This is a genomic window from Marinomonas sp. ATLA20, assembly GCF_057180105.1.
Genome location: NZ_JBXUKU010000004.1, coordinates 190,124 through 211,856 on the forward strand (window position 1 = coordinate 190,124; position 21,733 = coordinate 211,856).

Below are 21,733 nucleotides of genomic sequence, written 5' to 3' on the forward strand. Positions count from 1 at the left end.
TTTAAATAAGCTTTTTTGGCTAGTTTAGGTTGGTGATTGCTGCGTTCGCACAGTCAATATCTTGCTGTTCACTGCCACCCGAAATCCCAATAGCACCAACCAGACAACCATCAAGTAAAATAGGTAATCCGCCACCTAAAAAGGTGAAATTTGGCTCGCTTTGTAAGGCAAGTAAGGTGTTATTTCTCTGTGCGAGTCGGGTTTGCCATTCTTTGGTTGGTATGCCAAATGAAACAGAAGTGATGGCTTTTTTATGGGAAATGTCTTGCGATAAAAGCGGTGCTTTGTTCATGGCGACACTCGCTAGGCTACGACCTGAAGTGTCGACAACAGTGATGCAAATATGGATATCAATTTGCTCCGCATGATCGATGGCAGCACGACAAAGCTGCAGTGTTGCGAGAGTGGTTAAATCCTGTTTTGTAATAGTGTTCATGATCATCTGCCTACCTAGTAGAAAATATGACTTATAGCAGCCTTGTTGCTAAGCATAGGAATAAGATTAATTATTAACATGTTAAGTATTTTTATTGAATGTTTCTAGCTGTTTTTTATAAATATCACACTAATGATTTTTATATATGGCTTGTTGTTGCTTGGGTCTAGGGAAGGTGCGAATAAGTCTACTAAGCCTCAGTCTTTCAGAGAAATCGTCAAATAAGGCGCGACTCTGAAGGAATGTAGGTACCTTTCAAAGAGTCGCAACGACATGTGGTGTTTGCTCTGAAAGACCCGAAGGGCATGCTCTAAAAGCCTGTATTCTTTGTTGAGCACCTCGAAAATAGAACCACTATTCACATTCGGCACTCGCCTCGAACAACAGGCTTTTATCCACATGCTGAGACAAGAGGACTTGTTCGCACCTTCCCTAGGTTGCTTTTCTGTATTGCTTTCGAAAATCCGAAGGGCTCAGACCAGTATTTTTTAAAAAGAATCGAGAGAAATAAGAAGGATCGATATAACCTAAAGTGTACGCTATTTCAGTGAGGTTTTTATTCGTGTGAGTCAATAAACGTTTGGCTTCTAGCAATACGCGGCCGTTGATCATTTTCTTGGGGCTTAGTTTGGTTATTTTGTTACACAAGTAATTCAGCCTACTTTCATTGATTTGTAAGGATTGGCAATAGAACTGAATGTTTTTTTCCGTTAAAAAATGGTGTTCGAGTAATGTGCTGAACTCTCTAAAACAGAGTATTTCAGATTGGTTGTGTTGCTTTTGCGGTTGCTCAGTACCTGAGAGTCTAAGCATACAGATCAGAATTAGCTTAACAATGGCTTCGATACTGTCCCGTTGATATAGCGCAGATCGACTCCATTCTAACTTCAGTATTTCAAACAGGTTTAACAATTGTTCCCAATGTCGCAGCTCGGGTTTAATGTCTTTTTGCTGATCGATATGAAAGGGCATCAGTAGTGAGTTGTGATTACTGTATGCGTTGAGTTCAGCCATGATTTTTTGTAGGTGGGTATTGTGAATCGTGATGACATAGCCAGGAGCTGTTGGCTCTGTTAGAAACGCATGCGGTGTTGCTGGAGGCGTATAGAAGGCGGCGCAGCCTTTTGTCTCATAAACATTTTGATCAATATTAAACAAAGTATTGCCGGAGCGAATTAGGTGTATTTGGCAATATTCTGCGTGCAGATGCATGGGCATATCGCGCCCAAAAAAGTCAGCCATTTTGCCAAGAACATCAAAATGGATAGTGGCGTCCTTGTAGGCGACATCATAGTCTTGGCCAATCGTGATATTGGGGATCCACTCTTCTTTCATTGAGTTAGGTTCTTTGTTGTTTGTGAGCGATTGGAGTTTCTTCAGCTGTTAATGTTTTAAAGCATACATTGAAATATTAAAAGAGAGCGTTATGCGATGTCACGATAAAAAAAGCCCGACATGTGAGTAGACATCATGCCGGGCAAAGTTAGGGTGACCAAAGATAAAACTTCTAAACTAACAGGCATAAAAGCACTAGTTTAGATTACAAGCAGCATTTAATAGACGGATGCTGTTGTTTCTTCATGGGAATGTTGTTCAGGTTTGAACTCATTCACCAAAGCTTTAGTACTGTTCATTAATAAACCAGTATCACTGCCAACGGCGACAAATAAAGCACCAAGCGATAGATAGCGTTTCGCTTGTTGTTTGTCCGCCATTAAAATGCCTGGGGCTTTTCCTGCCGCAATGATTTTTGCAATGCTCTGCTCGATCACTTTAACCACTTCAGGGTGGTTAGGCTGACCAATATAGCCAAGCGATGCACTAAGGTCGGCAGGTCCAATAAAGACACCGTCTACCCCATCTACAGCAAGAATATTATCCAGTTCTTCGATAGCTCGAAGTGACTCGATTTGAACCAGTACGCAAATTTCATCGTTCGCTGTCGTCAAATAGTCGGGCGTTCTATTGAACTGCGAGGCACGTGCTAATGCACTGCCAACACCACGAATACCGGCGGGTGGATAGCGTGTTGCTTTGACTATCTCCAGCGCTTGCTCAGCATTATCTACCATAGGTGCTAGGACAGTTTGCACACCAAGATCAAGTATTTGCTTAAGCGCGACATGATCCGCCCATGCAGGACGAACAATTGGGTGGCTGGCAAATGGCGCTATGGCTTGCAGTTGCCCAACCATAGTTTGCAAGGTGTTTGGTGCGTGCTCTCCGTCGATCAATAGCCAATCAAATCCTGCGCTCGCAATAAGTTCTGCGGTGTAGTTGTTGGCTAAGCCAAGCCATAGACCAATCTGTGGCTGTTGGCTTTTGAGGGCCGCTTTAAAAGTGTTTTTAGGGGCAGACATGTCTATCTCCTAAGCAAAATGACAAGACACTGAACCAAGTGGACCATAGTCCACGTTAAATGTATCGCCTTTACGTGCTGCAATCGGGCGAGTAAAAGAGCCGCCAAGGATGATTTGTCCTGGCTCAAGTTCAACATCAAACGGCGCGAGTTTATTGGCTAACCATGCGACGCCATTAGCTGGGTGATTGAGTACACCTGCAGCCACACCTGTTTCCTCAATAATGCCGTTACGTTGCATAATGGCTGACGCCCAACGTAAATCCATTTCATCTATTTTGATCGGGCGTCCACCTAAGATAATCGCAGCGTTGGCGGCATTATCGGCAATGGTGTCGAAGACTTTGCGTGGGCGTTTGCTTTCTGGGTCGATAGATTGACTACGTGCATCAATCAGCTCAAGTGCAGGAATAACATAATCTGTTGCGTTATAAACATCGAAAATCGTGCAGTTTGGTCCTTTCAAAGGCTTTTTTAAAACGAAGGCTAATTCGACTTCAATACGCGGTACAATAAACTTGTCCGTTTCAATTTCACAGCCATCGTAATACAGCATGTCATCAAGCAAGGTGCCGTAATCTGGCTCATCAATTTGTGAGCTCATTTGCATCGCACGAGATGTTAAGCCAATCTTATGACCAATTATCTTGCGACCTTCATTTAATTTCATTTGTACCCATTCGCGTTGAATGGCGTACGCATCATCAAATGTTATATCTGGATAATCTAGTGATATTTGACGAATTTGAACGCGTTCTTTTTCAGCCTGATTAAGCTTGTTAGCACAAGCCGTAATAATATCGTTTGAAAGCATGCTACACCCTTATTTAAATTGTTTTTAGGTATTCTGATTCAGAAATAATGGTGTTTTTTAGAACACCAACGCCTTCTACTTCTGTGGTTACAACGTCACCAGGCTTTACATCGGCTAGACCTTCCGGTGTCCCTGTGAAGATCATATCGCCTGGGGTTAATGTCATAATGTCGCTTAAGTAAGCAATCAGATGAGGAATATTAAATACTAAATCCTTGGTGTTCCCTTCTTGCTTCAGCTCACCATTAATATAAGTGCGCAGCATCAAGTTATGAGGGTCTTTAATGTCTTTGGCATCAACGAGATATGGCCCAATTGGTGTGCAAGTGTCACGACTTTTTACGCGCAGGTTAGGGCGGTAGTAATTTTCTAAATAGTCGCGAATAGCGTAGTCGTTACCTACTGTGTAACCGCCAACGTAGTCCATGGCGTCTTCTTTGGAGACGTTTTTGGCTTCTTTGCCGATGACGACAACCAATTCACATTCATAGTGCATGTAATCGACGTTATCAGGACGGTAGGTGTTTTGATCGTGGCCAATTAGCGAGTTTTTATTTTTCAAAAAGACTAAAGGTTCTTCTGGTGCTTTGAAGGAGAGTTCAGCAGCATGGTCGGCATAGTTGATGGCCAAAACGAACATTTTACCTTCGCAAGGTGGTAACCATGTAAATGAACCATCTGCCAAAACGTCACCTTGTTGAGTAACGACTTGATCTTGTTCGTTGATGGTGACATCTAATGTTTTATTGTTAAAAAGTATACGCGCGCTTTTCATGACTGCTTCCTATTCTTGTTCCACTGGATTGGCTAGACGGCCGACGCCTTCGATATCTATCATGACACTGTCACCAGGCTTGATTTCTAATTCCGGTGTGCGCTCGGGCGTACCCGCGATGATGATATCTCCCGCTTCCAGCGTCATAAAACTGCTGATATAGCTCACTATCTCTTCAACCGAATGGATCAATTGATCGGTATTTGTCTCGTGCACTAACGCGTCATTCACAAAGGTCTTGATACTTAAATTATTAGGATGACTGACCGCTGTTTTGTCTACTGTCCATGGACCCATAGGGCAGAAAGTATCGCGGCATTTTGCTTTTACCGCGGGGCGATAGAAGGAGGTTTCAGCCAAGCTCACTTCGTTAACAACGGTAAAACCTTGAACAAAATCTAGAGAGTCACTGGCATTGACGCGAGTTGCTGTCTTGCCAATGACGATACCTAACGAAGGGCCAGCATAGATAGCGCCTTTGTCAGTGGGAACCTTGATGCTGCTTGCATATCCGATATGAGTATTATCGGTTTTAATGTGTAAAACAGGCGTTTTAGGAGGGTGAATATGTGGCTTTTCGTTGAACGCTTGCTCCAAAGACTTGGCTAGCGCTTTATTGTTTAGAGCGACGCCTATTACACTGCCAGATGTTGGTGGGAGTATGGTGTCATCTAATCTAATTTCAAAGCTGGCATTCGCTGTTTTGGATACCACTTCATTTGATTCTTTTTGTCTGTAATGAAACATTTTTTTCTTACCAAATGTAGTTAACATGTTAACTATAGTTCCGTAAAAAACATTCCTTGTCAATACACTGTCGATTTTATTGGATGAATTTTCGGAATAGCTCGGCTTGAGATTTGATTTTGAGTTTACGATAGATGTTCTTGCGATGGTTCTTAACCGTTCCTTCCGAAACAAAGCATTTGTCCGCAATAGAAGCCGAAGATAGCCCGGTTAAAATAAGCTCAACGATCTCTTTTTCTCGTTTGGTGAGGTTGTGATATTCAAACATAGAGCGGCGAGTATCTAGGTTTTCATGTTCAATCGCTTGGTTTTGTTGTAACTGTCTCCCAACTCGCTCATGGGTCAAAATAGCCGCTTTAATAGAGTTAATGCAAGGGATTAGCTCTCGGTTGACCGCTTGAATGGAAGAGCCGTTGTCTTTTGTTGAATAGACGATGCAGATTTTTGTGTCATCGTTTGTGCCGATCACAATGTTCGTCTCATTGCACCAACCTAATCGTTGATAAAACGTATCGTAGTAAATGGAGTCACGAAAATCATCGTTAACAAGACTGTCTAATGTAAAGAGTTCGGTTGGATCTTTATCACCGCAGATCATGTCATAGACAGGATCTAGTAAGTACGCTGACTGACAATACACTTCGTCAATTTCTGACATTGGATAGCCACCTAAGAAAACAGGGTGATGTGTTTTCGAATAACTAACAATTCTGATGTTAGATATGGGGTCTAGCGCTTTGATTGAATAGGCGACTTGATCATAGAAGTGATGCTGACCAATGCCATTGATAAGAGAAGGCAAAGTGTCATAAAGGCTTGAATTTAGCATGTTATGCGCTCCCGTTTATTGTCAGTTATTTGATAGGGCACAGAAGGATAATTCCACATCTGTACTAAAAGTCAATTGATGCAAAAGATATTCCACATGTACCTATCTCTGTCTTTTTTTAATTAAATGCCTTTCATTGTTGGTAAGTGTGCTTGACATACTATACATGTTAAGTTTAATTTATTTAACATGTTAACTAAATCGATGTCGAGACATTCTCGTTCGGTTCCTTATCAGAAGAGAGAAAAAAATGATTAAGAACTTGATAAACGGCAAATGGGTTGAGAGTAAAGAAACTTTTCAGACTTTTAATCCAGCTACAGGTGAAGTATTGGCTGAAGTAGCTCACGCATCCGATGAGCAGGTGGCTGAAGCGGTTCAAGCAGCCAAAGATGCCTTTCCAGCTTGGGCGGCTATGCCCATTGCAAAGCGCTCAAAAATCATTGAAAAGTTAGGCGACCTTATTGCTGAAAACGTAGAAGAAATCGCTCGACTCGAAACAGCAGACACTGGTTTACCTCTATACCAGACGCTAAATGCATTGATTCCACGTTCATCGAATAACTTCTATTTCTTCGCTGATAAAGCTAAGCAGATGAATGGTCATACGTACCCAGTTGACGACCAAATGTTGAACTACACCTTATATCAACCAACCGGTGTGTGTGCGTTGATTTCGCCATGGAACGTACCTTTCATGACGGGAACATGGAAAACAGCGCCTGCCCTAGCGTTAGGTAACACAGTGGTAATGAAGCAGTCTGAATTGTCTCCGTTGACAACAGACTTCCTAGGCCGTTTGTCCATCGAAGCAGGCGTGCCACCAGGTGTTTTCAATATTGTGCACGGTATGGGTGCAACCACAGGTAACGCCATCATCACCAACGACGATGTGGATGCGATTTCTTTCACTGGTGGAACGTCAACAGGCAAACATATCATAGCTAATGCTGGCCTAAAGAAATTCTCTATGGAGTTGGGTGGCAAATCGCCGGTGATGATCTTTGAAGATTGTGACTACGAACGTGCTATGGACGCAGCGGTATTTGGCATTTTCTCGATCAATGGCGAGCGTTGCACAGCAGGTTCTCGTATTTTCGTACAAAAAGGCATTTACGATAAGTTCGCGACGGAGTTTGCTGAGCGAGCTAGCAAAATCAGAGTCGGCGATCCGACGGATCTGAATACGCAAGTAGGTTCTTTGATCAGCCAACAACACTTTGACAAGGTGACAGGCTACATTCGTATCGGTATGGAAGAGGGGGCGACATTGATCGCAGGTGGTCCAGATAAGCCTGTGGATGAGTTACCAGATCATCTGAAAGGTGGACACTTTGTCCGCCCAACCGTATTCCGTGATGTGACCAATGACATGCGAATCGCACGTGAAGAAATTTTTGGACCGGTTGCTGTATTGATTCCGTTTGAAGATGAAGCCGATGTGGTCGCTATGGCGAACGACAACGAATACGGTCTAGCGTCTTATCTATGGACGCAAGATGTTGGCAAGGTTCATCGTATCGCGCAAAAAGTAGACGCAGGCATGATGTTTGTGAATTCGCAAAACGTACGTGATCTTCGCACTCCATTTGGTGGTAAGAAAGCGTCAGGTACAGGCCGCGAAGGTGGTGATTACAGCTTCGAAGTCTTCTGCGAACCGAAGAATGTTTGTATCAGTATGGGCTCACACCACATTCCAAAATGGGGTGTGTAGTTTAAACATCGGCGGGGGCGCGATGCCCTCGCACTTGTTGGAGCATTCTTATGCCACATTTTGTTTTTGAATATTCAGCCAATCTCGAAGAGCGTTTAGATTTTCAGCCAGTGTTTAAAGCACTGCATGAATACATTGTTTCAACTGGGCACTTTCCTCTTGGTGGTGTGCGTAGTCGAGCGATTTGTTGTGATCACTTTCGTGTAGCGGATGGTCGAGACGATTTCGCCTTGATCAATTTAAATTTAAAAATAGGTCACGGACGCAGTATGGAAGTGCGTCAAGAAGTGGCAGAAAAGGTATTTGCTATCTTTTGCGAATGGATGAAACCGATCACGGATAACAGTTATTGCCAGATCTCTTTTGAACTGACGGAACTGGATCCGGTTCTTAAATTTAATAAGAACAATATTCATGCTCTTTTTAAGTAGAGCGTGATTGAGTAAATAACGATTTCAAATAATTATAAATAGAGGGTAATCGTGATGAGCCTTAAAAAGATTTTTTCTATTGCTGTAGCGGCCACTTTGTCCAGTATGACGTTTGCGGAAACGATCCGTGTTGCTAGCTGGCTTCCGCCGACTAATCCAATGAACCAAGTGGTTATTCCTGCTTGGGGAAAAGCCATTTCTGATGCCACTGACGGACGTATCAATGTCGAAATCGTCTATGGCCTAGGTCACCCTAAAACAATGTGGAATTTGGTTGAAGACGGAATAGTGGATGCGAGTTATAGCTACCATGGTTACGTTCCAGGGCGTTTTGAATTACCACAAGTTGTAGAGCAACCAGGGTTAGGCACTAATGCAGAGGCAGCTTCTTATGCATTGTGGACGACTTATGAAACGTTTTTTTCTGAATCTCATGAGTTTGATGGTCTGAAACTACTGGCCTTATTTACTCATGGCCCGGGTCAAATTCACTCAAATTTTCCGGTCAATTCCATTGATGATCTTAAAGATAAAAAGATCCGTATCGGTGGCGGTGTGCAAAGTATTATTGCTGAAAAATTTCATGTGACGCCAGTCGGTGCGCCTGCACCAAAAGTTTACGAGATGATGCAACAGGGTGTCATTGATGGTGCATTTTTACCTGCTGTAGAGCAAAAAGTGCTGCGTCTATCCGAAGTGACTAAGTATTTGACCATTTTCCCTGATGGTCTCTACATGGGCAGCTTTTCTATGTTCATGAACCCAGATGTGTTTGAAGATTTAGATAAAGAAGATCAAAAAGCAATTAATGATGCGTCAGGTGAAGTCTTATCTGTGCTAGCGGGTAAAGCGTGGGATGCAAGTGATGCGGCAGGGGTAGAATCGGCGCGTGAAAATGGCGTTACAGTCACTACTTTGTCTCCCAATGATAAGCTTGTGAAAGATGTTCAAGCCACTTTGTCTGATGCTAGTGCGAGCTGGATAAAAACCGCTGATGACAAAGGTTATAACGGCAGTAACGCGTTGAAATACCTTCGTGATACAGCTCATCAGTACGCAGCTAAGCATGGAGAATAGCCATGTGGTTATCTGCGATGGTTAATAAACACCATAGAGAATTCGGGCTGGTTAAATGGCTGGCTTTTGCTCTTGAAGTGGTATCGTCATTGGTATTACTAGCTTTGATGTTATTGACTTGTTCTGACGTGATTGGACGTTACGTATTTAACAACTCTATAAATGGTACAACAGAGCTAACTGAGTTGGCTCTTTGTATTATTGTGTTTTGTCAGCTGCCTATCGTAACGCTTACTAGTGCTCATGTGGTGGTGGATATTCTGGATCGTATATTACCGGCAATATTTATGAGAATAAGCGGTTTAGCTATTAATTTAGCGATTGCAGCAGGTTTTTTCTTTGTGGCAGAGCGTGTCTGGTTTCAAGCTGCTAGGTCATTACGTCGCGGTGTGATGACGGAATTTTTGCATATCCCTGTGGCGTATTTTATCCAGTTTATTTCTATCATGATGTTTGTGACTGCCGTGATTCTTATGCTGAAAGCTTTTTATACTGTGTTTTCAAAAGTGGAGGTGTCTGAGTGATTATTTCTGCTTTTGGTTTTGCCATTCTGCTTGTGCTCATTCTCATTTTTAGAATGCCTATCGCCTTTGCTATGGGAACGGTTGGCATTGTTGGGTTTGGTTATTTGCAAGGTTTGAGTTTCGATAATCTGTTTGATTTTCGTTGGACCGGAGCTTTAGCCCTTGCGACAAACCGTATTATCGATACTTCACAAGAATATGGGTTGTCTGTCATACCGCTGTTCATCTTGATGGGCAACTTTGTGACGAAAGCAAACTTATCGGGTGAATTATATAAAGCGTCCAATGCGTTTTTGGGGCATCGTAAGGGTGGTCTAGCAATGGCAACGATTGTGGCTTGCGGTGGTTTTTCGGCGATTTGTGGTTCGAGTTTAGCAACATCAGCAACTATGGCAAAAGTCGCTATGCCGCCGATGAGAAAATATGGCTACAGTGACGGCTTAGCCAGCGCTTCTATTGCAGCGGGTTCTACACTCGGTATTTTGATTCCGCCTAGTGTTATTTTGTTGATGTATGGGTTGTTAACCGAGACCAGTATTCGAGAGCTATTTGCCGCTGGTTTTTTACCAGGAATACTTGGGATTTTGTTGTATTTGGTTGCGGTAAGGTATGTGGTTTGGCGTCACCCAGAAAAAGGGCCGAGTGCTGAGCGTACCGGTCTTGCTGAACGTATTCAGGCGTTAAAAAATGTCTGGGGCGTTTTAGTCTTATTCTTGGTTGTAATGGGTGGGATTTATCTTGGTGTCTTCACGCCTTCAGAAGCGGCAGGTGTTGGCGCAGGAGGGGCTTTTTTAATTGCTCTAATGCGCAAATCACTGACTGTAGAGGCGATTTTTCATGCCTTAATTGATACAGGTAGAACCACAGCCATGTTGTTTTCGGTATTAATCGGCGCCTTAATCTTTTCTGATTTTATTACCATTGCCGGTTTGCCCGCAGAATTACTGGCCTTTGTACAAAGTTTTAACCTTTCTGCATTTGGTGTCATTTTAATTATTATCGCTATTTATTTAGTACTGGGAATGGTGTTTGAAAGTTTATCAATGATTCTTTTGACGGTTCCTATTTTTTATCCTTTGGTACAAAGCCTAGGTTTTGATTTGGTCTGGTTTGGCATCGTGGTGGTTGTGGTGACAGAAATCAGTCTTATTACGCCGCCAGTAGGGATGAATGTATTTGTGTTGAGCGCTGTATTAAAAGATGTAAAAGCCGGAACGATCTTTAAAGGCATTACGCCATTTTGGTGTGCCGATATGGTCCGACTTGGCTTAATTGTGGTCTTTTCATCTGTCGCTCTTTTCCTACCAGAACTGTTATATAGATAAACACTATTTTGGAGATTTACTATGGGTAAGTTAGCTCTTGCTGCAAAAATAACACATGTGCCATCTATGTATCTTTCGGAGCTTGATGGCCCTCAAAAAGGCTTTCGTCAGGCCGCTATAGACGGTCACCTTGAAATTTCAAAGCGCTGTCGTGAACTTGGAGTGGATACCATTGTTGTATTTGATACACATTGGTTGGTTAATGCGAACTATCACATTAACTGTGCGCCACACTGGGAAGGGGTTTATACCAGTAATGAACTGCCACACTTCATTAATAATATGCCATACAGCCTCGATGGTAACCCAGAGTTAGGTCGTATCATTGCTAAGGTGTGTAATGAACAGGGTGTTGAAACCATGGCGCACGATGCGACGACATTAGCGCCTGAATACGGCGCGCTAGTGCCAATGCGTTATATGAATCCAGACCAGCATTTCAAGTGTATATCCGTCTCGGCGTTATTAACGGTTCATTACTTAAATGATTCGGCGCGTTTGGGATGGGCTATCCGTGAGGCGATTGAAAAACACTACGACGGTACTGTCGCTATTTTGGCCAGTGGCTCGTTATCCCATCGTTTTGCTCAAAACGGTCAAGCGCCAGGTTTCTCTACCAAAGTATGGAGCCCATTTCTTGAGAGCCTAGATCACCGAGTCGTTGAAATGTGGGAAAACGCAGAGTGGAAAACATTCTGTGAGATGCTTCCTGAATACGCGGCAAAAGGCCATGGAGAAGGATTCATGCATGATACGGCTATGTTGCTAGGGGCGCTCGGTTGGTCGGATTACGATCAAAAAGTGGAGGTTATCACGCCTTACTTTGGTAGCTCTGGCACGGGACAAATTAACGCTATTTTCCCTGTGTCTCCGCAAACTGGCGATGCAGTCCCAAAACCTCAAGCTTCTGTGGAAAATGGTACTTTTGTTTATGGCGCTAGCCGTCTGTAAGAAAAATCCGCTTTAAATGGCTGAATCGAAGTGTCGATCAGCCATTTTTTTGCTGTGGAGCGTATCGTTATTCTAAAGAGCATCGTGGTATTCGTGAAATCGACTCAAATGTCCCTAAGGGGATATATAAACAGTGTTTTTTTGTAGATACGATAAAAATGTTTCGTTTTATCTTCTTTCAGGAGAAGGCGTTTAAATAACCCAAGATAGATAATGCTAGGTAAGGTTTGGTGTTTATTTAAAAGGGAGTTGACGCCATATTAATAATAAATTCTGTCGTGCGATGTAATCTTAATATTGTGGTGATAAGTGGACGCATTTATTTAGTTTAATCACTCGATCTATTTATTCTTCGAAGACGTCATTATTAATATAAAAAATATAAACCATTTTTAGAGTAGGCAGCACTATGAGCGAGAATACTAAAATCGATTTTATTTATCTTTCTGAACCAGACATGATTAAAGCTGGCGTAACGGATATGCCGAGTTGCGTGGATACCATGGAGGAGATGTTTGGACTTTTGTATACGGGCGATTACCGTATGGCAGGCCCCAATAATGATTCGCATGGTGCGATGATTACGTTTCCTGATGAATCCCCTTTTCCTACTATGCCAAAACCAACGGCTGATCGTCGTTTGATGGCGATGCCTGCTTATCTTGGCGGAAATTTTCAGACCTCTGGTGTTAAGTGGTATGGATCAAACATCGCCAATCGAGAGAAAGGTTTACCTCGTTCTATCTTGATGATGATTTTGAATGATATCGATACTGGGGCGCCTTTGGCTTACATGTCCGCTAACTTGCTGTCTGCTTACCGAACGGGGGCTATTCCTGGTGTGGGTGCGCGTTATCTTGCTCGTAAAGATTCAAAAGTCATTGGCTTACTGGGTCCTGGTGTTATGGGTAAGACCACAGTGGCGGCTTTTATCGCCGCGTGTCCTCAAGTTGATACGATTAAAGTGAAAGGTCGTGGGCAGAAAAATCTAGATAGCTTTATTAATTGGGTCAAAGACACCTTCCCTCAGGTCACAACGATTCAAGTAGTGGACAGTGTTGAAGCGGTGGTTCGTGATTCAGACTTGGTTACTTACTGTAATTCTGGCGAAGTGGGTGATCCGTCAACGTACCCAATTGTTAAGCGTGAATGGGTTAAACCAGGGGCTTTTTTAGCGATGCCAGCGAGCTGTAGTTTAGATGATGGCATGGAGCAAAAAGATGTTCGTAAAGTCCTTGATAACACCGGCTTGTATGAGGCGTGGTACGAAGAAGTTCCGAAACCGGCTCATCATGTTATTCCGCTTGTTGGCGTGCGCTGTATGGACATGATTGCTGAAGGCAAGCTGACGCATGATGATATTGAAGACCTTGGCAAAATTGTATATGGCGACTCTCCAGCTCGTCAGAATGATGAAGAGATCATTGTTTTATCTGTTGGCGGTATGCCGGTAGAAGACGTGGCTTGGGCAACCGTGGTTTATCGTAATGCTATCGAAAAAGGCATTGGGGTTTCACTGAACCTTTGGGATGTTCCAGCATTACGTTAATCGGAAATATTTTATTCTCAGTTTAAATATTAGGTAAGACAAAATGGTTAAAATTATTAAAGCAAAGACAGACTCCATATTCGAAGAAAAAGCGAGTTATTCTCGTGTTGTGTCGGTAGATAATTGGATTTATGTGTCGAATAGCGCGGGTCGAAATCCTCAAACAAAAGAAATTCCCGAAGATGTGCTTGATCAGTTAGATCAGGTTTTTAGCAACATCGAATTAGCCTTGAAAGCCGTTGATTCTTGCCTTGAGGACATTGTTGTTTCTCGTGTCTTTATCCAAGACCCAGCAGACACTCCAAAGGTTATGGATGCCATTGGACAAAAATTCAAAGGGGTGAATCCAGCTTCGACTGTGACCTGTCCTCCTCTGGGTTCAACGGTATATAAAGTGGAGCTAGAAGTTACTGCTTATCGCGGTGCGTCCACTGCCAATGTTGAAAACATTACTATCGGTTAATAAATGTGCATTAGGGGGATAGAAAAAAACATCTATCTTCCCTAAATCTTCAGGAAAAAATCATGACAAAAACACTCGAAAGGGTTGAGACTCAAGATCAGCTACCGGACTCAACCAGCGTTGTCATTATCGGAGGTGGCATTGTTGGTCTGACCGCTGCTCTGGCTTTGGCGGAGCGCAATATTCCTGTTGTACTTTTGGAAAAAGGGCATGTGGCTGGTGAACAATCTTCACGAAATTTAGGCTGGATTCGTAAAACCAATCGTCATTTACATGATGTTCCATTAGCGCAAGCCGCGGATCGACTTTGGGCAGAGATGCCAAGCCGAGTAGGGCAGGATGTTGGCTACAAACAAGCCGGTATTATGTTTCTGGCAAAAACAGCAGCGCAGCTTGCCATGCACCAAGGTTGGTTAAAGTCGGTTGAGTCGCTTTCGTTAGATTCTAGGATGGTCAGCCCTGAAGAAATCGAAGAGCTGGTTCCTGGTGGTAAAGGGAGCTGGCTTGGTGGTATTTACACGCCTTCTGATGGTAACGCTGAACCTTCTATTGCTGCTTCGGCTATCGCTAAAGCTGCGATTAAAAAAGGCGCGATAATCGTTCAACAATGCGCAGTACGAACCTTGTCGACTGACGGTGGAAAAGTAACGGGCGTAGTAACAGAAAAAGGGGCGATTCGCTGCGAGCAAGTGCTGCTAGCGGGCGGTGCTTGGTCTCGACGCTTCTTAGGTAATCTTGGTATTTCATTTCCGACACTGCCTTTAATTTGTTCTGTGTTACTAACGAAACCTATGGACGGGCCAACGGATATTGCGGTGGGCGGGCCAGATTTTTCTTTCCGAAAACACCAAGATGGCGGCTATATCATTACGCAGCGAGGCAAACTTGATGCTCCGGTGACACTTGATCATCTGTTAATTGGTCATAAATATCTTGATCAACTTCGTACTCAACGTAGTTTTTTAAATATTTCTATGGGAAGTTATTTCTTTAAAGACTTGGGCTTATCTCGTCGTTGGAATGCAAAAAATCGCACACCTTTCGAAAAAGTCAGAACCAATGACCCAGAATTTAATGCGGACTTGAATCAGCAAGCTTTAAATAATCTTAGACAGGCTTGGCCCATTTTTGAAAAAGCAGAAATTGCCGAAGCATGGGCTGGAATTATTGATGTCACACCAGATTCTAATCCGGTGATTGATCAGGTTAAATCTATTCCTGGCTTAACCGTCGCAACGGGCTTTTCAGGGCATGGATTTGGCACTGGGCCAGCGGCTGGACAATTAGCGGCCGATTTAATGTCAGGCGTAGAACCTATTATCGATCCAAGCCCTTATCGGTTTGATCGACTTTAGACAGAATACGTTCAGCGTCCGTCTCTTTTATAAATTGTCATTATAAAAAATGGAATGCTCTATACTGAGCATTCCATTTTTTTATGATCTAATCTAACTTCTAGTTAATCAAAAATAGCGACAGCGCTATAAAACCATTTCAGGTAAGTTTCCGAGATATTTTTTGTCAATTCCGTGTTTGTCATAGAGTGAGCTTCCCTCGACAATAGCGCTGTAGATTTTCTTGTGATTTTTTAAGCTATAGTGGCTTTTGACGCTGGTAAAGGTGGATTGATGTATGAAAGTGCATGAGTTAATTCAGCGCTTTATGTAGACACTGAATGAGCCTGTCTTGAACTTTGGCTTTGATTTACCTGCTTTTTCCTCACATTCACCGAATTTTGAATAGCCATCTCTCGCTATTGAATTCGAACATATTGATAGTACGTTGTTCAATAACAGTTAGGACTTTCGAATTCAATGAAGTGTACTTTTATTGCTCTATAATTGGGTAAAAGGCTATCTTTAATGGTAATGAGTCACATTAAACTTCCCTAAGCACAATCTCTCCTTAATTCTTATGAATTCCTCCGACTTTGTAGGCTTAATCTCTCGTGAGTTTACTTATATTATTAGTGTCAAATTTATGACGTCATCCTTATGTTGAGGATTGGTTGAATCCAATTAAGCAACGAGAGAGCTTCTTTTGAAACTATTTTTTACTTCTTTATCTCATGTGCGTGCCAATTCCTTTTGGCTGATAAAACAATCTTTATTTGCGTCTCTATTAATTAACTTAATGGGGTATGCACAAGCGGAAGAGTCGGATGTTAAGATCGATTCTGTTCCTGTGGCTGAAAGCGTTCAATTGGAGCAAGAGTCAAAAGGGTATGCTTTTTCAAATCAGACGGTTATTGAGCTGGCGGAAAAATTGGCCCAATCCCCAATGAAGCCAGCCGAGAAAGCGCCGCCAGCGTTGACAGATATGGATTACCCAACTTATCGACAAATTAATTTCCAGCAAAACCAAGCTGTGTGGGGAAACACGCCAACAAAATTTTCCGTCCAACTGTTCGCTCCCGGTTTTATCTTTAAAGATTTGGTCTCTATTGATGTGGTGGAAAACGGCCGTGCTTTTCCTTTGAATGTGTCGTCGGATTCCTTTACTACACCTAATGCCGAGATTAGTAAGTTGATATCTCAGGTTGGTAAATACGCAGGTTTACGTTTGCACTACCCGATTAATAACGCAGATACCAATGATGAATTTGTTGTTTTTCAAGGGGCGAGCTATTTCCGTGCGATTTCCAAAGGTCAGTCTTATGGTTTGTCGGCCCGTGGTTTGGCGGTAGATGTTGCCCAACCTAAAGGTGAAGAGTTCCCAATGTTCAAACAGTTTTGGATTGAGCGCCCATCTTCAAGCCAAGATGCCATTGTTGTTCATGCACTACTAGACAGTAAAAGCGTTACAGGGGCTTATCGTTTCGGTATTTATCCTGGAAAGCCAACTCATATCGATGTAAAAGCTACCTTGTTTCCGCGAGTAGATTTGAACAATGTCGGTATTGCTCCTCTAACGTCTATGTTCATGTACAACAGTTCGTTGGATGCTTCTGATATACCGGATTATCGTACTGCGGTTCATGATTCGGATGGATTACAGATTTTAACAGGCAAAGATGAGATGCTTTGGCGTCCTCTGAATAACCCAAAATCGCTACAAATAAGCGCTTTTAGCGATACCTCTCCAAAAGGTTTTGGCCTGATTCAGCGTCATCGTAAGTTCGAGGATTATCAAGATCTAGAAGCCAGCTACCACACTCGTCCTTCTGCTTGGATTAAACCAATGAATGACTGGGGCGCTGGGCATGTAGAACTGGTGGAAATTCCGTCTAACGCCGAGACCAATGACAATATTGTTGCTTATTGGCAGCCTAAAGAGGGGCTTAAGAAGGGCGAATCATACACTTATAAATATTTGATGACTTGGTCTAACGATACGCCTGTGTCATTGGATTACCCTCGTGTGGTCCGTAGCGCCAAAGGGGTGAAGTTGTTCAAGACAAACCCAGAGGTGGTGATTGATTTCAATAAAATGCCGGATGTTAATGTCGATGATCTGACAATTGATGCCAGTATTAGCAAAGGAAAAATTCTCGAAGCGATAGCTGTCAAAAATCCTCATAAAAAAGGTGTCCGTGTTTACGTCTCTTTTGATCCTCAAGATACGGATTTGGCTGAGTTAAGAGTTCAACTTAAACAGGGAGATACCGCCGTTGCACCGACTTGGCTGTATCGTTGGATGAAGGAATAATCATGTTATTAAAGGATAGCGCTACAAAATTGGCATTGCCGCAAACTTCACCGTTGGATATGCCTCGTCATACTGTTGATGAAGCCCCTCAAGTTCGTAAAAAAAGACTGCAAGGGTTTGCAATAACAACGCTGCTTTCGCGCTTGTTTGTTTTAGTGATAACTGCTGGATTGTCTTGGTATGGCGCCACTGAAATGTACAGTGTGCTGAATACCAATGCGATTGCGGGTCTACAGTGGGCGTTCTTGGTATTATTTTGTATCAACTTTACGTGGATTTCCTTTGCGTTTTCCCAAGCGACACTGGGGTTGCTTTTTCAGCTATGGCCCTTTTCACACACTCGAAAAGAGCAAGAGGTAGAAGGCGTTACGGCTATTTTATTGCCTGTCTATAACGAAGATCCTTTGCGTATTCGTGCCAATATCCAAGCCATGCAAGAAGACCTGATGAAACAGGCTCCAGGCAAATTTGCATTCTTTATTTTAAGTGATACTAACAGAGCGGATGCTTGGATTGCGGAGGAGCAAGCGTTTCGTCCTTTGCTAAATGATGATGCGGCGGCTTGTCCTATTTATTATCGTCGTCGTTATAACAATGCTGAACGTAAGGCAGGTAACATTGCAGAATGGGTGACCGGTTACGGCGGTGATTATGAATGCATGATAGTGCTGGACGCGGATAGTTTGATGGGCGCGGATTGCTTGATCTCACTGACCCGTCGGATGGCGGCAGAACCAGGTTTGGGTTTAATTCAAACTTTACCAACCATCATTCGTGCCAACACATTATATAGTCGTATTCAGCAGTTTGCTAACCATTGCTTTGGTCCTATTTATGCCTCTGGTTTAGCGGCTTGGCATGGTTACTCTTCTAACTTCTGGGGACATAACGCCATTATTCGCACCAAAGCCTTTGCCGATGCGTGTGGTTTGCCTGTTTTAGAAGGCAAAGCGCCTTTCGGTGGTCATGTAATGAGTCATGACTTTATGGAGGCGGCATTATTGCGTCGTGCGGGTTGGGGCGTGCGTTTTGATACCGACTTAAAAGCGTCTTATGAAGAAGCGCCACCATCGCTGGTGGATGTGATAGTGCGTGATCGTCGCTGGTGTCAGGGTAACTTGCAGCACAAAGCCTTTGTATTCGCGAGAGGCTTCCACTTTGCAACTCGCTTGCATTTGATGTCCGGCATCATGTCTTACCTAAGCGCCGTTTTTTGGCTGATGTTGATAGTGGTTGGTTTTGCCTTGGCGGTTCAGGCCTATTTTGTTCGCCCTGAGTATTTTGCTAATCCATCCTTGTTTCCAACTTGGCCGGTATTTGATTTTGAAAAAGCGCGGTCTTTGTTTGTTTTGTCTATGGCCTTGGTGCTAGCCCCTAAAGTGTATGGTTGGTTAGCGGCCATGTTGAACTTCCGTCGTTGCATGCAATTTGGCGGGCCCATATTACTGACTTTCAGTACTTTGATAGAAACCGTGTTGTCGGCGTTGTATGCGCCGATTCTGATGTTGTCTCAATTCCAAGTTGTCTATGATGTCTTTAAAGGCCGCGACAGTGGTTGGAAACCTCAATCTCGTGACGATGGCGCAACGTCTTGGAAAGTCGCTGCTCGAGCGCACTGCAGCCATACTTTGCTGGGTATTGGGCTTGCTGGTGGTGCTTTATTCTTAAGTAAGGAGCTTTTTTACTGGTCCTTGCCAATTAGTTTTGGCTTAATCTTGTCTATTCCTTTGTCATGGTTAAGTGGTGGTGCAAAACGCGGTAATGTGATTCATCACCTAGGCTTGATGCGTGCACCGGAAGAGAAACGTCCTCACCCAATTATTGATATGCAAAGTCGCTATGATGCCTCACAAAGTGAATTAAGCTTTGATAGCGCTGCATCTTCTCTAAAGCGATTGTCATCTGATTCGGCGTTGTTTTACTGGCATTTAGCTCAAATGCCAGAAGATGAACCAAACAAAGAATTTTGCCGCGCATGGATATGTGCCGAATGGCAGATCATCAACAGCGACAACATTCAAAGCTTGCTAGATCATCTTAATGAAAAAGAGTGTCTTGCTATCTTGCAACACCGAGAGCTGATGGCAGCAATGGAAAAATACTTGCCAGAAGATAAGCAGCTAAGCGAACAGACAGAAGAGTTGGTGTTGGCTTAGGCTAGGTTGGTGCTTTTTTGTTTAAGACCAACTCTGCTAAATCGTCAATAAGTAGGTAAGCGCCAAGCTCTTCTAAGTTTGTATTGTGGTTATAGCCGTATGTTACTAGTGCGCTTTTAATACCAGCGGAGCTGGCGGCTTGAAAGTCAGTAATGGAGTCTCCAACCATTAAGGCGTTGTCTGGATGGACATTAAAATAGTCTAAACAGTGATTGATTGGCATAGGTGAGGGCTTCTTTTCTGTGAGTGTATCGCCCCCTACCATAAGATGAAAGTAATGGGATAGACCAAAATGATCCATGAGTGGTTTTACAAAAGCACTTGGTTTATTGGTGATTAGAGCAAGGTAGATATTTTGTTCATTAAGCGTTTTTAGGATGTATTCAACGTTAGAGTAAAGTGTAGCGTTAATGGCAAAGTTGTCTTCGTAGTGCTTTAAAAAAGCCTCATACAGTGGCTTGTATTTTGTATCTTCTAATTTAGCCCATTCTTGTGTTTTTTTTACTAGATGACTAGAACCTAATCCAATCCAACGCCTAACTTGATCTAACCCCGCTGGCTTGGTGTTGAATTCTTTTAGACTGCTATCTATGGCGTGAGCGATAGAGGGGGCGCTGTCCACCAGTGTCCCATCTAGATCAAAACAAACAAGCTGAGGCGGTTTGCCATTGCAGAGGGTTTCTATTAGGAGGTGGTTGTTCATTGGAAAGTGTTCCTGGGTAAGGCTGAAGATAGATAAGAAAACATAAAAACTTCAGGAAAAAATGCTTTTGGCTGAAGTTTTTATGTATTTGGTTATTTAAAAAGCCGCTTTGTAAATTTCCAGAATATTATCCGGTGTCATGGCTTTAGGGTTGTTATCCATTAAACGTCTTATTGCATAGGCTTCTTCTGCGTAGTTGAATAGTGATTCAGCTAGAGCGCCATGTTTTGATAGGCGCATTTCAATGCCCAGGTCAGTGCAGAAATCATAAGTCGCTTGTAAAACAGCGTTGGGGGTATTGGATTGCTGTAGTCCTAAGGCCGCTAATATTTCCGCTGTTTTCTCCGGTTTTACATCAGTATTAAATGCAAGTACATGTGGAAAAATGATCGCATTCGCTAATCCATGAGGTAAATGAAGTTGGGTAGATAGCGGGTATGCTAAAGCGTGTCCAGCAGCCGTGTTAACGGGTCCTAAACAGATGCCGCCATAATAGCTAGCAAGCATCATTCCTTCTCTGGCTTGTGTATCTTTGCCATCATTGACGGCTCGTTTTAGATATTGACCTACCAGTTTTATTCCCATGCGAGCGTAGTCATCTATCATGTTGTGGGAGTGAATATTGGTGAATGCCTCAACACAATGAGCCATGGCGTCTACTCCAGTTGCTGCTGTGACAGCTGGTGGAACGGAATAGGTAAGAGTGGGGTCAAGAATAGCTATGTCAGCTCTCATATGTCCGCTTTCAACCGCCATTTTTGCGTTTGTTTTTGAGTTTGTCACTAAGGCTCTAATGCCTGATTCCGACCCTGTGCCCGCGGTGGTAGGGATTTGGATTAATGTCGATAGTTTTTTGTTAACTTTATTGGGGCCAACCACTTCTTCTAAGGTTTGTTTTCTATCCCAAAGAACCGCAGCTAGTTTTGCTAAGTCCATGACTGAGCCACCACCAAGGCCAATGATGACGTCTGGTTTTAATTCAGCGGCAAGATCTAAAATAGCGTTTAAAGCCAATTCATTTGGTTCTGCTGGTGTGTCTTCAAAGACAGTTAGTGCCCCTTTTATACCTAATCGAGAGGTGTGATTGACTATAGGTTTGGCAGTTATGACTAATACGCTTTTGTTTCCAATCCAGTCGCCCACTTGAGTGATGGTGTCTGCGCCAACTTCAAGGCGAGAGGGCTGATGTATCGTGATTGTTCTTGATATATTCATGTCGGATTCCTCTAGAT

At 43.1% G+C, this 21,733-nt stretch carries 20 protein-coding genes; 11 read left to right on the forward strand and 9 right to left on the reverse strand.

The window, feature by feature from the left end:
• Window positions 1-19: 19 nt before the first annotated feature.
• From AC2A4J_RS08925 to AC2A4J_RS08955, 7 genes are all read right to left on the reverse strand, one after another.
• The gene (locus AC2A4J_RS08925; protein WP_484175726.1) at window positions 20-436 is read right to left on the reverse strand and encodes a GlcG/HbpS family heme-binding protein; all 417 of its coding nucleotides are present in this window, start codon (window positions 434-436) and stop codon (window positions 20-22) included.
• Window positions 437-868: 432 nt separating this feature from the next.
• Window positions 869-1,771 (reverse strand): helix-turn-helix domain-containing protein, encoded by a 903-nt coding sequence (locus AC2A4J_RS08930; protein ID WP_484175727.1) that lies wholly within the window; start codon window positions 1,769-1,771, stop codon window positions 869-871.
• Window positions 1,772-1,989: 218 nt separating this feature from the next.
• Entirely contained in the window at window positions 1,990-2,796 is an 807-nt protein-coding gene (gene hpaI, locus AC2A4J_RS08935) for a 4-hydroxy-2-oxoheptanedioate aldolase (protein WP_255825668.1), read from the reverse strand.
• A 9-nt stretch (window positions 2,797-2,805) separates the two neighbouring features.
• Window positions 2,806-3,609, reverse strand: a complete 804-nt coding sequence (gene hpaH, locus AC2A4J_RS08940) for a 2-oxo-hept-4-ene-1,7-dioate hydratase (RefSeq protein WP_255825667.1) — start codon at window positions 3,607-3,609, stop codon at window positions 2,806-2,808.
• A gap of 13 nt (window positions 3,610-3,622) precedes the next feature.
• Window positions 3,623-4,384 carry a fumarylacetoacetate hydrolase family protein gene (locus AC2A4J_RS08945; protein ID WP_255825666.1) on the reverse strand — a complete coding sequence of 254 codons (762 nt, stop codon included), beginning with the start codon at window positions 4,382-4,384 and terminating at the stop codon, window positions 3,623-3,625.
• Between the two features lie 9 nt (window positions 4,385-4,393).
• Window positions 4,394-5,158, reverse strand: coding sequence for a fumarylacetoacetate hydrolase family protein (locus AC2A4J_RS08950; RefSeq protein ID WP_484175728.1), 765 nt, complete (start codon window positions 5,156-5,158; stop codon window positions 4,394-4,396).
• A gap of 49 nt (window positions 5,159-5,207) precedes the next feature.
• A complete protein-coding gene (locus AC2A4J_RS08955; RefSeq protein ID WP_484175729.1) occupies window positions 5,208-5,960 on the reverse strand; it encodes a LuxR C-terminal-related transcriptional regulator in 753 nt (250 codons plus the stop codon).
• 250 nt (window positions 5,961-6,210) lie between these two features.
• On the opposite strand from AC2A4J_RS08955, the gene hpaE reads away from it, so the two are divergent.
• The 11 genes from hpaE (at window position 6,211) to mdoH (ending at window position 19,798) form a co-directional block, all read left to right on the forward strand.
• Window positions 6,211-7,674, forward strand: a complete 1,464-nt coding sequence (hpaE, locus tag AC2A4J_RS08960) for a 5-carboxymethyl-2-hydroxymuconate semialdehyde dehydrogenase (RefSeq protein ID WP_255825663.1) — start codon at window positions 6,211-6,213, stop codon at window positions 7,672-7,674.
• Between the two features lie 50 nt (window positions 7,675-7,724).
• Window positions 7,725-8,105 carry a 5-carboxymethyl-2-hydroxymuconate Delta-isomerase gene (locus AC2A4J_RS08965; RefSeq protein ID WP_110573270.1) on the forward strand — a complete coding sequence of 127 codons (381 nt, stop codon included), beginning with the start codon at window positions 7,725-7,727 and terminating at the stop codon, window positions 8,103-8,105.
• Between the two features lie 54 nt (window positions 8,106-8,159).
• Window positions 8,160-9,182, forward strand: a complete 1,023-nt coding sequence (locus tag AC2A4J_RS08970) for a TRAP transporter substrate-binding protein (RefSeq protein ID WP_484175730.1) — start codon at window positions 8,160-8,162, stop codon at window positions 9,180-9,182.
• Between the two features lie 2 nt (window positions 9,183-9,184).
• The gene (locus tag AC2A4J_RS08975; protein WP_484175731.1) at window positions 9,185-9,706 is read left to right on the forward strand and encodes a TRAP transporter small permease; all 522 of its coding nucleotides are present in this window, start codon (window positions 9,185-9,187) and stop codon (window positions 9,704-9,706) included.
• Window positions 9,703-11,031, forward strand: a complete 1,329-nt coding sequence (locus AC2A4J_RS08980; protein ID WP_484175732.1) for a TRAP transporter large permease — start codon at window positions 9,703-9,705, stop codon at window positions 11,029-11,031. Before AC2A4J_RS08975 ends, AC2A4J_RS08980 begins: the two co-directional genes overlap by 4 nt.
• A gap of 21 nt (window positions 11,032-11,052) precedes the next feature.
• The gene (gene hpaD, locus AC2A4J_RS08985; protein WP_255825658.1) at window positions 11,053-11,982 is read left to right on the forward strand and encodes a 3,4-dihydroxyphenylacetate 2,3-dioxygenase; all 930 of its coding nucleotides are present in this window, start codon (window positions 11,053-11,055) and stop codon (window positions 11,980-11,982) included.
• Window positions 11,983-12,391: 409 nt separating this feature from the next.
• The gene (locus AC2A4J_RS08990) at window positions 12,392-13,531 is read left to right on the forward strand and encodes an ornithine cyclodeaminase family protein (protein WP_255825657.1); all 1,140 of its coding nucleotides are present in this window, start codon (window positions 12,392-12,394) and stop codon (window positions 13,529-13,531) included.
• A gap of 43 nt (window positions 13,532-13,574) precedes the next feature.
• Window positions 13,575-13,994 carry a Rid family hydrolase gene (locus AC2A4J_RS08995; protein ID WP_255825656.1) on the forward strand — a complete coding sequence of 140 codons (420 nt, stop codon included), beginning with the start codon at window positions 13,575-13,577 and terminating at the stop codon, window positions 13,992-13,994.
• 62 nt (window positions 13,995-14,056) lie between these two features.
• Window positions 14,057-15,349, forward strand: coding sequence for an NAD(P)/FAD-dependent oxidoreductase (locus AC2A4J_RS09000; protein ID WP_484175733.1), 1,293 nt, complete (start codon window positions 14,057-14,059; stop codon window positions 15,347-15,349).
• Window positions 15,350-16,034: 685 nt separating this feature from the next.
• The gene (locus AC2A4J_RS09005) at window positions 16,035-17,642 is read left to right on the forward strand and encodes a glucan biosynthesis protein G (protein ID WP_484175734.1); all 1,608 of its coding nucleotides are present in this window, start codon (window positions 16,035-16,037) and stop codon (window positions 17,640-17,642) included.
• Between the two features lie 2 nt (window positions 17,643-17,644).
• Window positions 17,645-19,798: a glucans biosynthesis glucosyltransferase MdoH gene (gene mdoH / locus AC2A4J_RS09010; protein WP_484175735.1), complete on the forward strand. Its 2,154-nt coding sequence runs from the start codon at window positions 17,645-17,647 to the stop codon at window positions 19,796-19,798.
• Window position 19,799: 1 nt separating this feature from the next.
• On the opposite strand, the gene AC2A4J_RS09015 is transcribed toward mdoH, so the two are convergent.
• Together AC2A4J_RS09015 and AC2A4J_RS09020 are read right to left on the reverse strand one after the other, a co-directional pair.
• The gene (locus AC2A4J_RS09015) at window positions 19,800-20,501 is read right to left on the reverse strand and encodes a phosphoglycolate phosphatase (RefSeq protein WP_484175736.1); all 702 of its coding nucleotides are present in this window, start codon (window positions 20,499-20,501) and stop codon (window positions 19,800-19,802) included.
• A 96-nt stretch (window positions 20,502-20,597) separates the two neighbouring features.
• Complete coding sequence (locus AC2A4J_RS09020) at window positions 20,598-21,716, reverse strand: iron-containing alcohol dehydrogenase (RefSeq protein WP_484175737.1); 1,119 nt, start codon at window positions 21,714-21,716, stop codon at window positions 20,598-20,600.
• Window positions 21,717-21,733 lie beyond the last annotated feature (17 nt).

Coding starts and splice junctions, on each gene's coding strand:
- AC2A4J_RS08925 (WP_484175726.1), bottom strand. CDS start 436: ATGAACACTATTACAAAACAGGATTTAACCACTCTCGCAACACTGCAG.
- AC2A4J_RS08930 (WP_484175727.1), bottom strand. CDS start 1,771: ATGAAAGAAGAGTGGATCCCCAATATCACGATTGGCCAAGACTATGAT.
- hpaI (WP_255825668.1), bottom strand. CDS start 2,796: ATGTCTGCCCCTAAAAACACTTTTAAAGCGGCCCTCAAAAGCCAACAG.
- hpaH (WP_255825667.1), bottom strand. CDS start 3,609: ATGCTTTCAAACGATATTATTACGGCTTGTGCTAACAAGCTTAATCAG.
- AC2A4J_RS08945 (WP_255825666.1), bottom strand. CDS start 4,384: ATGAAAAGCGCGCGTATACTTTTTAACAATAAAACATTAGATGTCACC.
- AC2A4J_RS08950 (WP_484175728.1), bottom strand. CDS start 5,158: ATGTTAACTACATTTGGTAAGAAAAAAATGTTTCATTACAGACAAAAA.
- AC2A4J_RS08955 (WP_484175729.1), bottom strand. CDS start 5,960: ATGCTAAATTCAAGCCTTTATGACACTTTGCCTTCTCTTATCAATGGC.
- hpaE (WP_255825663.1), top strand. CDS start 6,211: ATGATTAAGAACTTGATAAACGGCAAATGGGTTGAGAGTAAAGAAACT.
- AC2A4J_RS08965 (WP_110573270.1), top strand. CDS start 7,725: ATGCCACATTTTGTTTTTGAATATTCAGCCAATCTCGAAGAGCGTTTA.
- AC2A4J_RS08970 (WP_484175730.1), top strand. CDS start 8,160: ATGAGCCTTAAAAAGATTTTTTCTATTGCTGTAGCGGCCACTTTGTCC.
- AC2A4J_RS08975 (WP_484175731.1), top strand. CDS start 9,185: ATGTGGTTATCTGCGATGGTTAATAAACACCATAGAGAATTCGGGCTG.
- hpaD (WP_255825658.1), top strand. CDS start 11,053: ATGGGTAAGTTAGCTCTTGCTGCAAAAATAACACATGTGCCATCTATG.
- AC2A4J_RS08990 (WP_255825657.1), top strand. CDS start 12,392: ATGAGCGAGAATACTAAAATCGATTTTATTTATCTTTCTGAACCAGAC.
- AC2A4J_RS08995 (WP_255825656.1), top strand. CDS start 13,575: ATGGTTAAAATTATTAAAGCAAAGACAGACTCCATATTCGAAGAAAAA.
- AC2A4J_RS09000 (WP_484175733.1), top strand. CDS start 14,057: ATGACAAAAACACTCGAAAGGGTTGAGACTCAAGATCAGCTACCGGAC.
- mdoH (WP_484175735.1), top strand. CDS start 17,645: ATGTTATTAAAGGATAGCGCTACAAAATTGGCATTGCCGCAAACTTCA.
- AC2A4J_RS09015 (WP_484175736.1), bottom strand. CDS start 20,501: ATGAACAACCACCTCCTAATAGAAACCCTCTGCAATGGCAAACCGCCT.
- AC2A4J_RS09020 (WP_484175737.1), bottom strand. CDS start 21,716: ATGAATATATCAAGAACAATCACGATACATCAGCCCTCTCGCCTTGAA.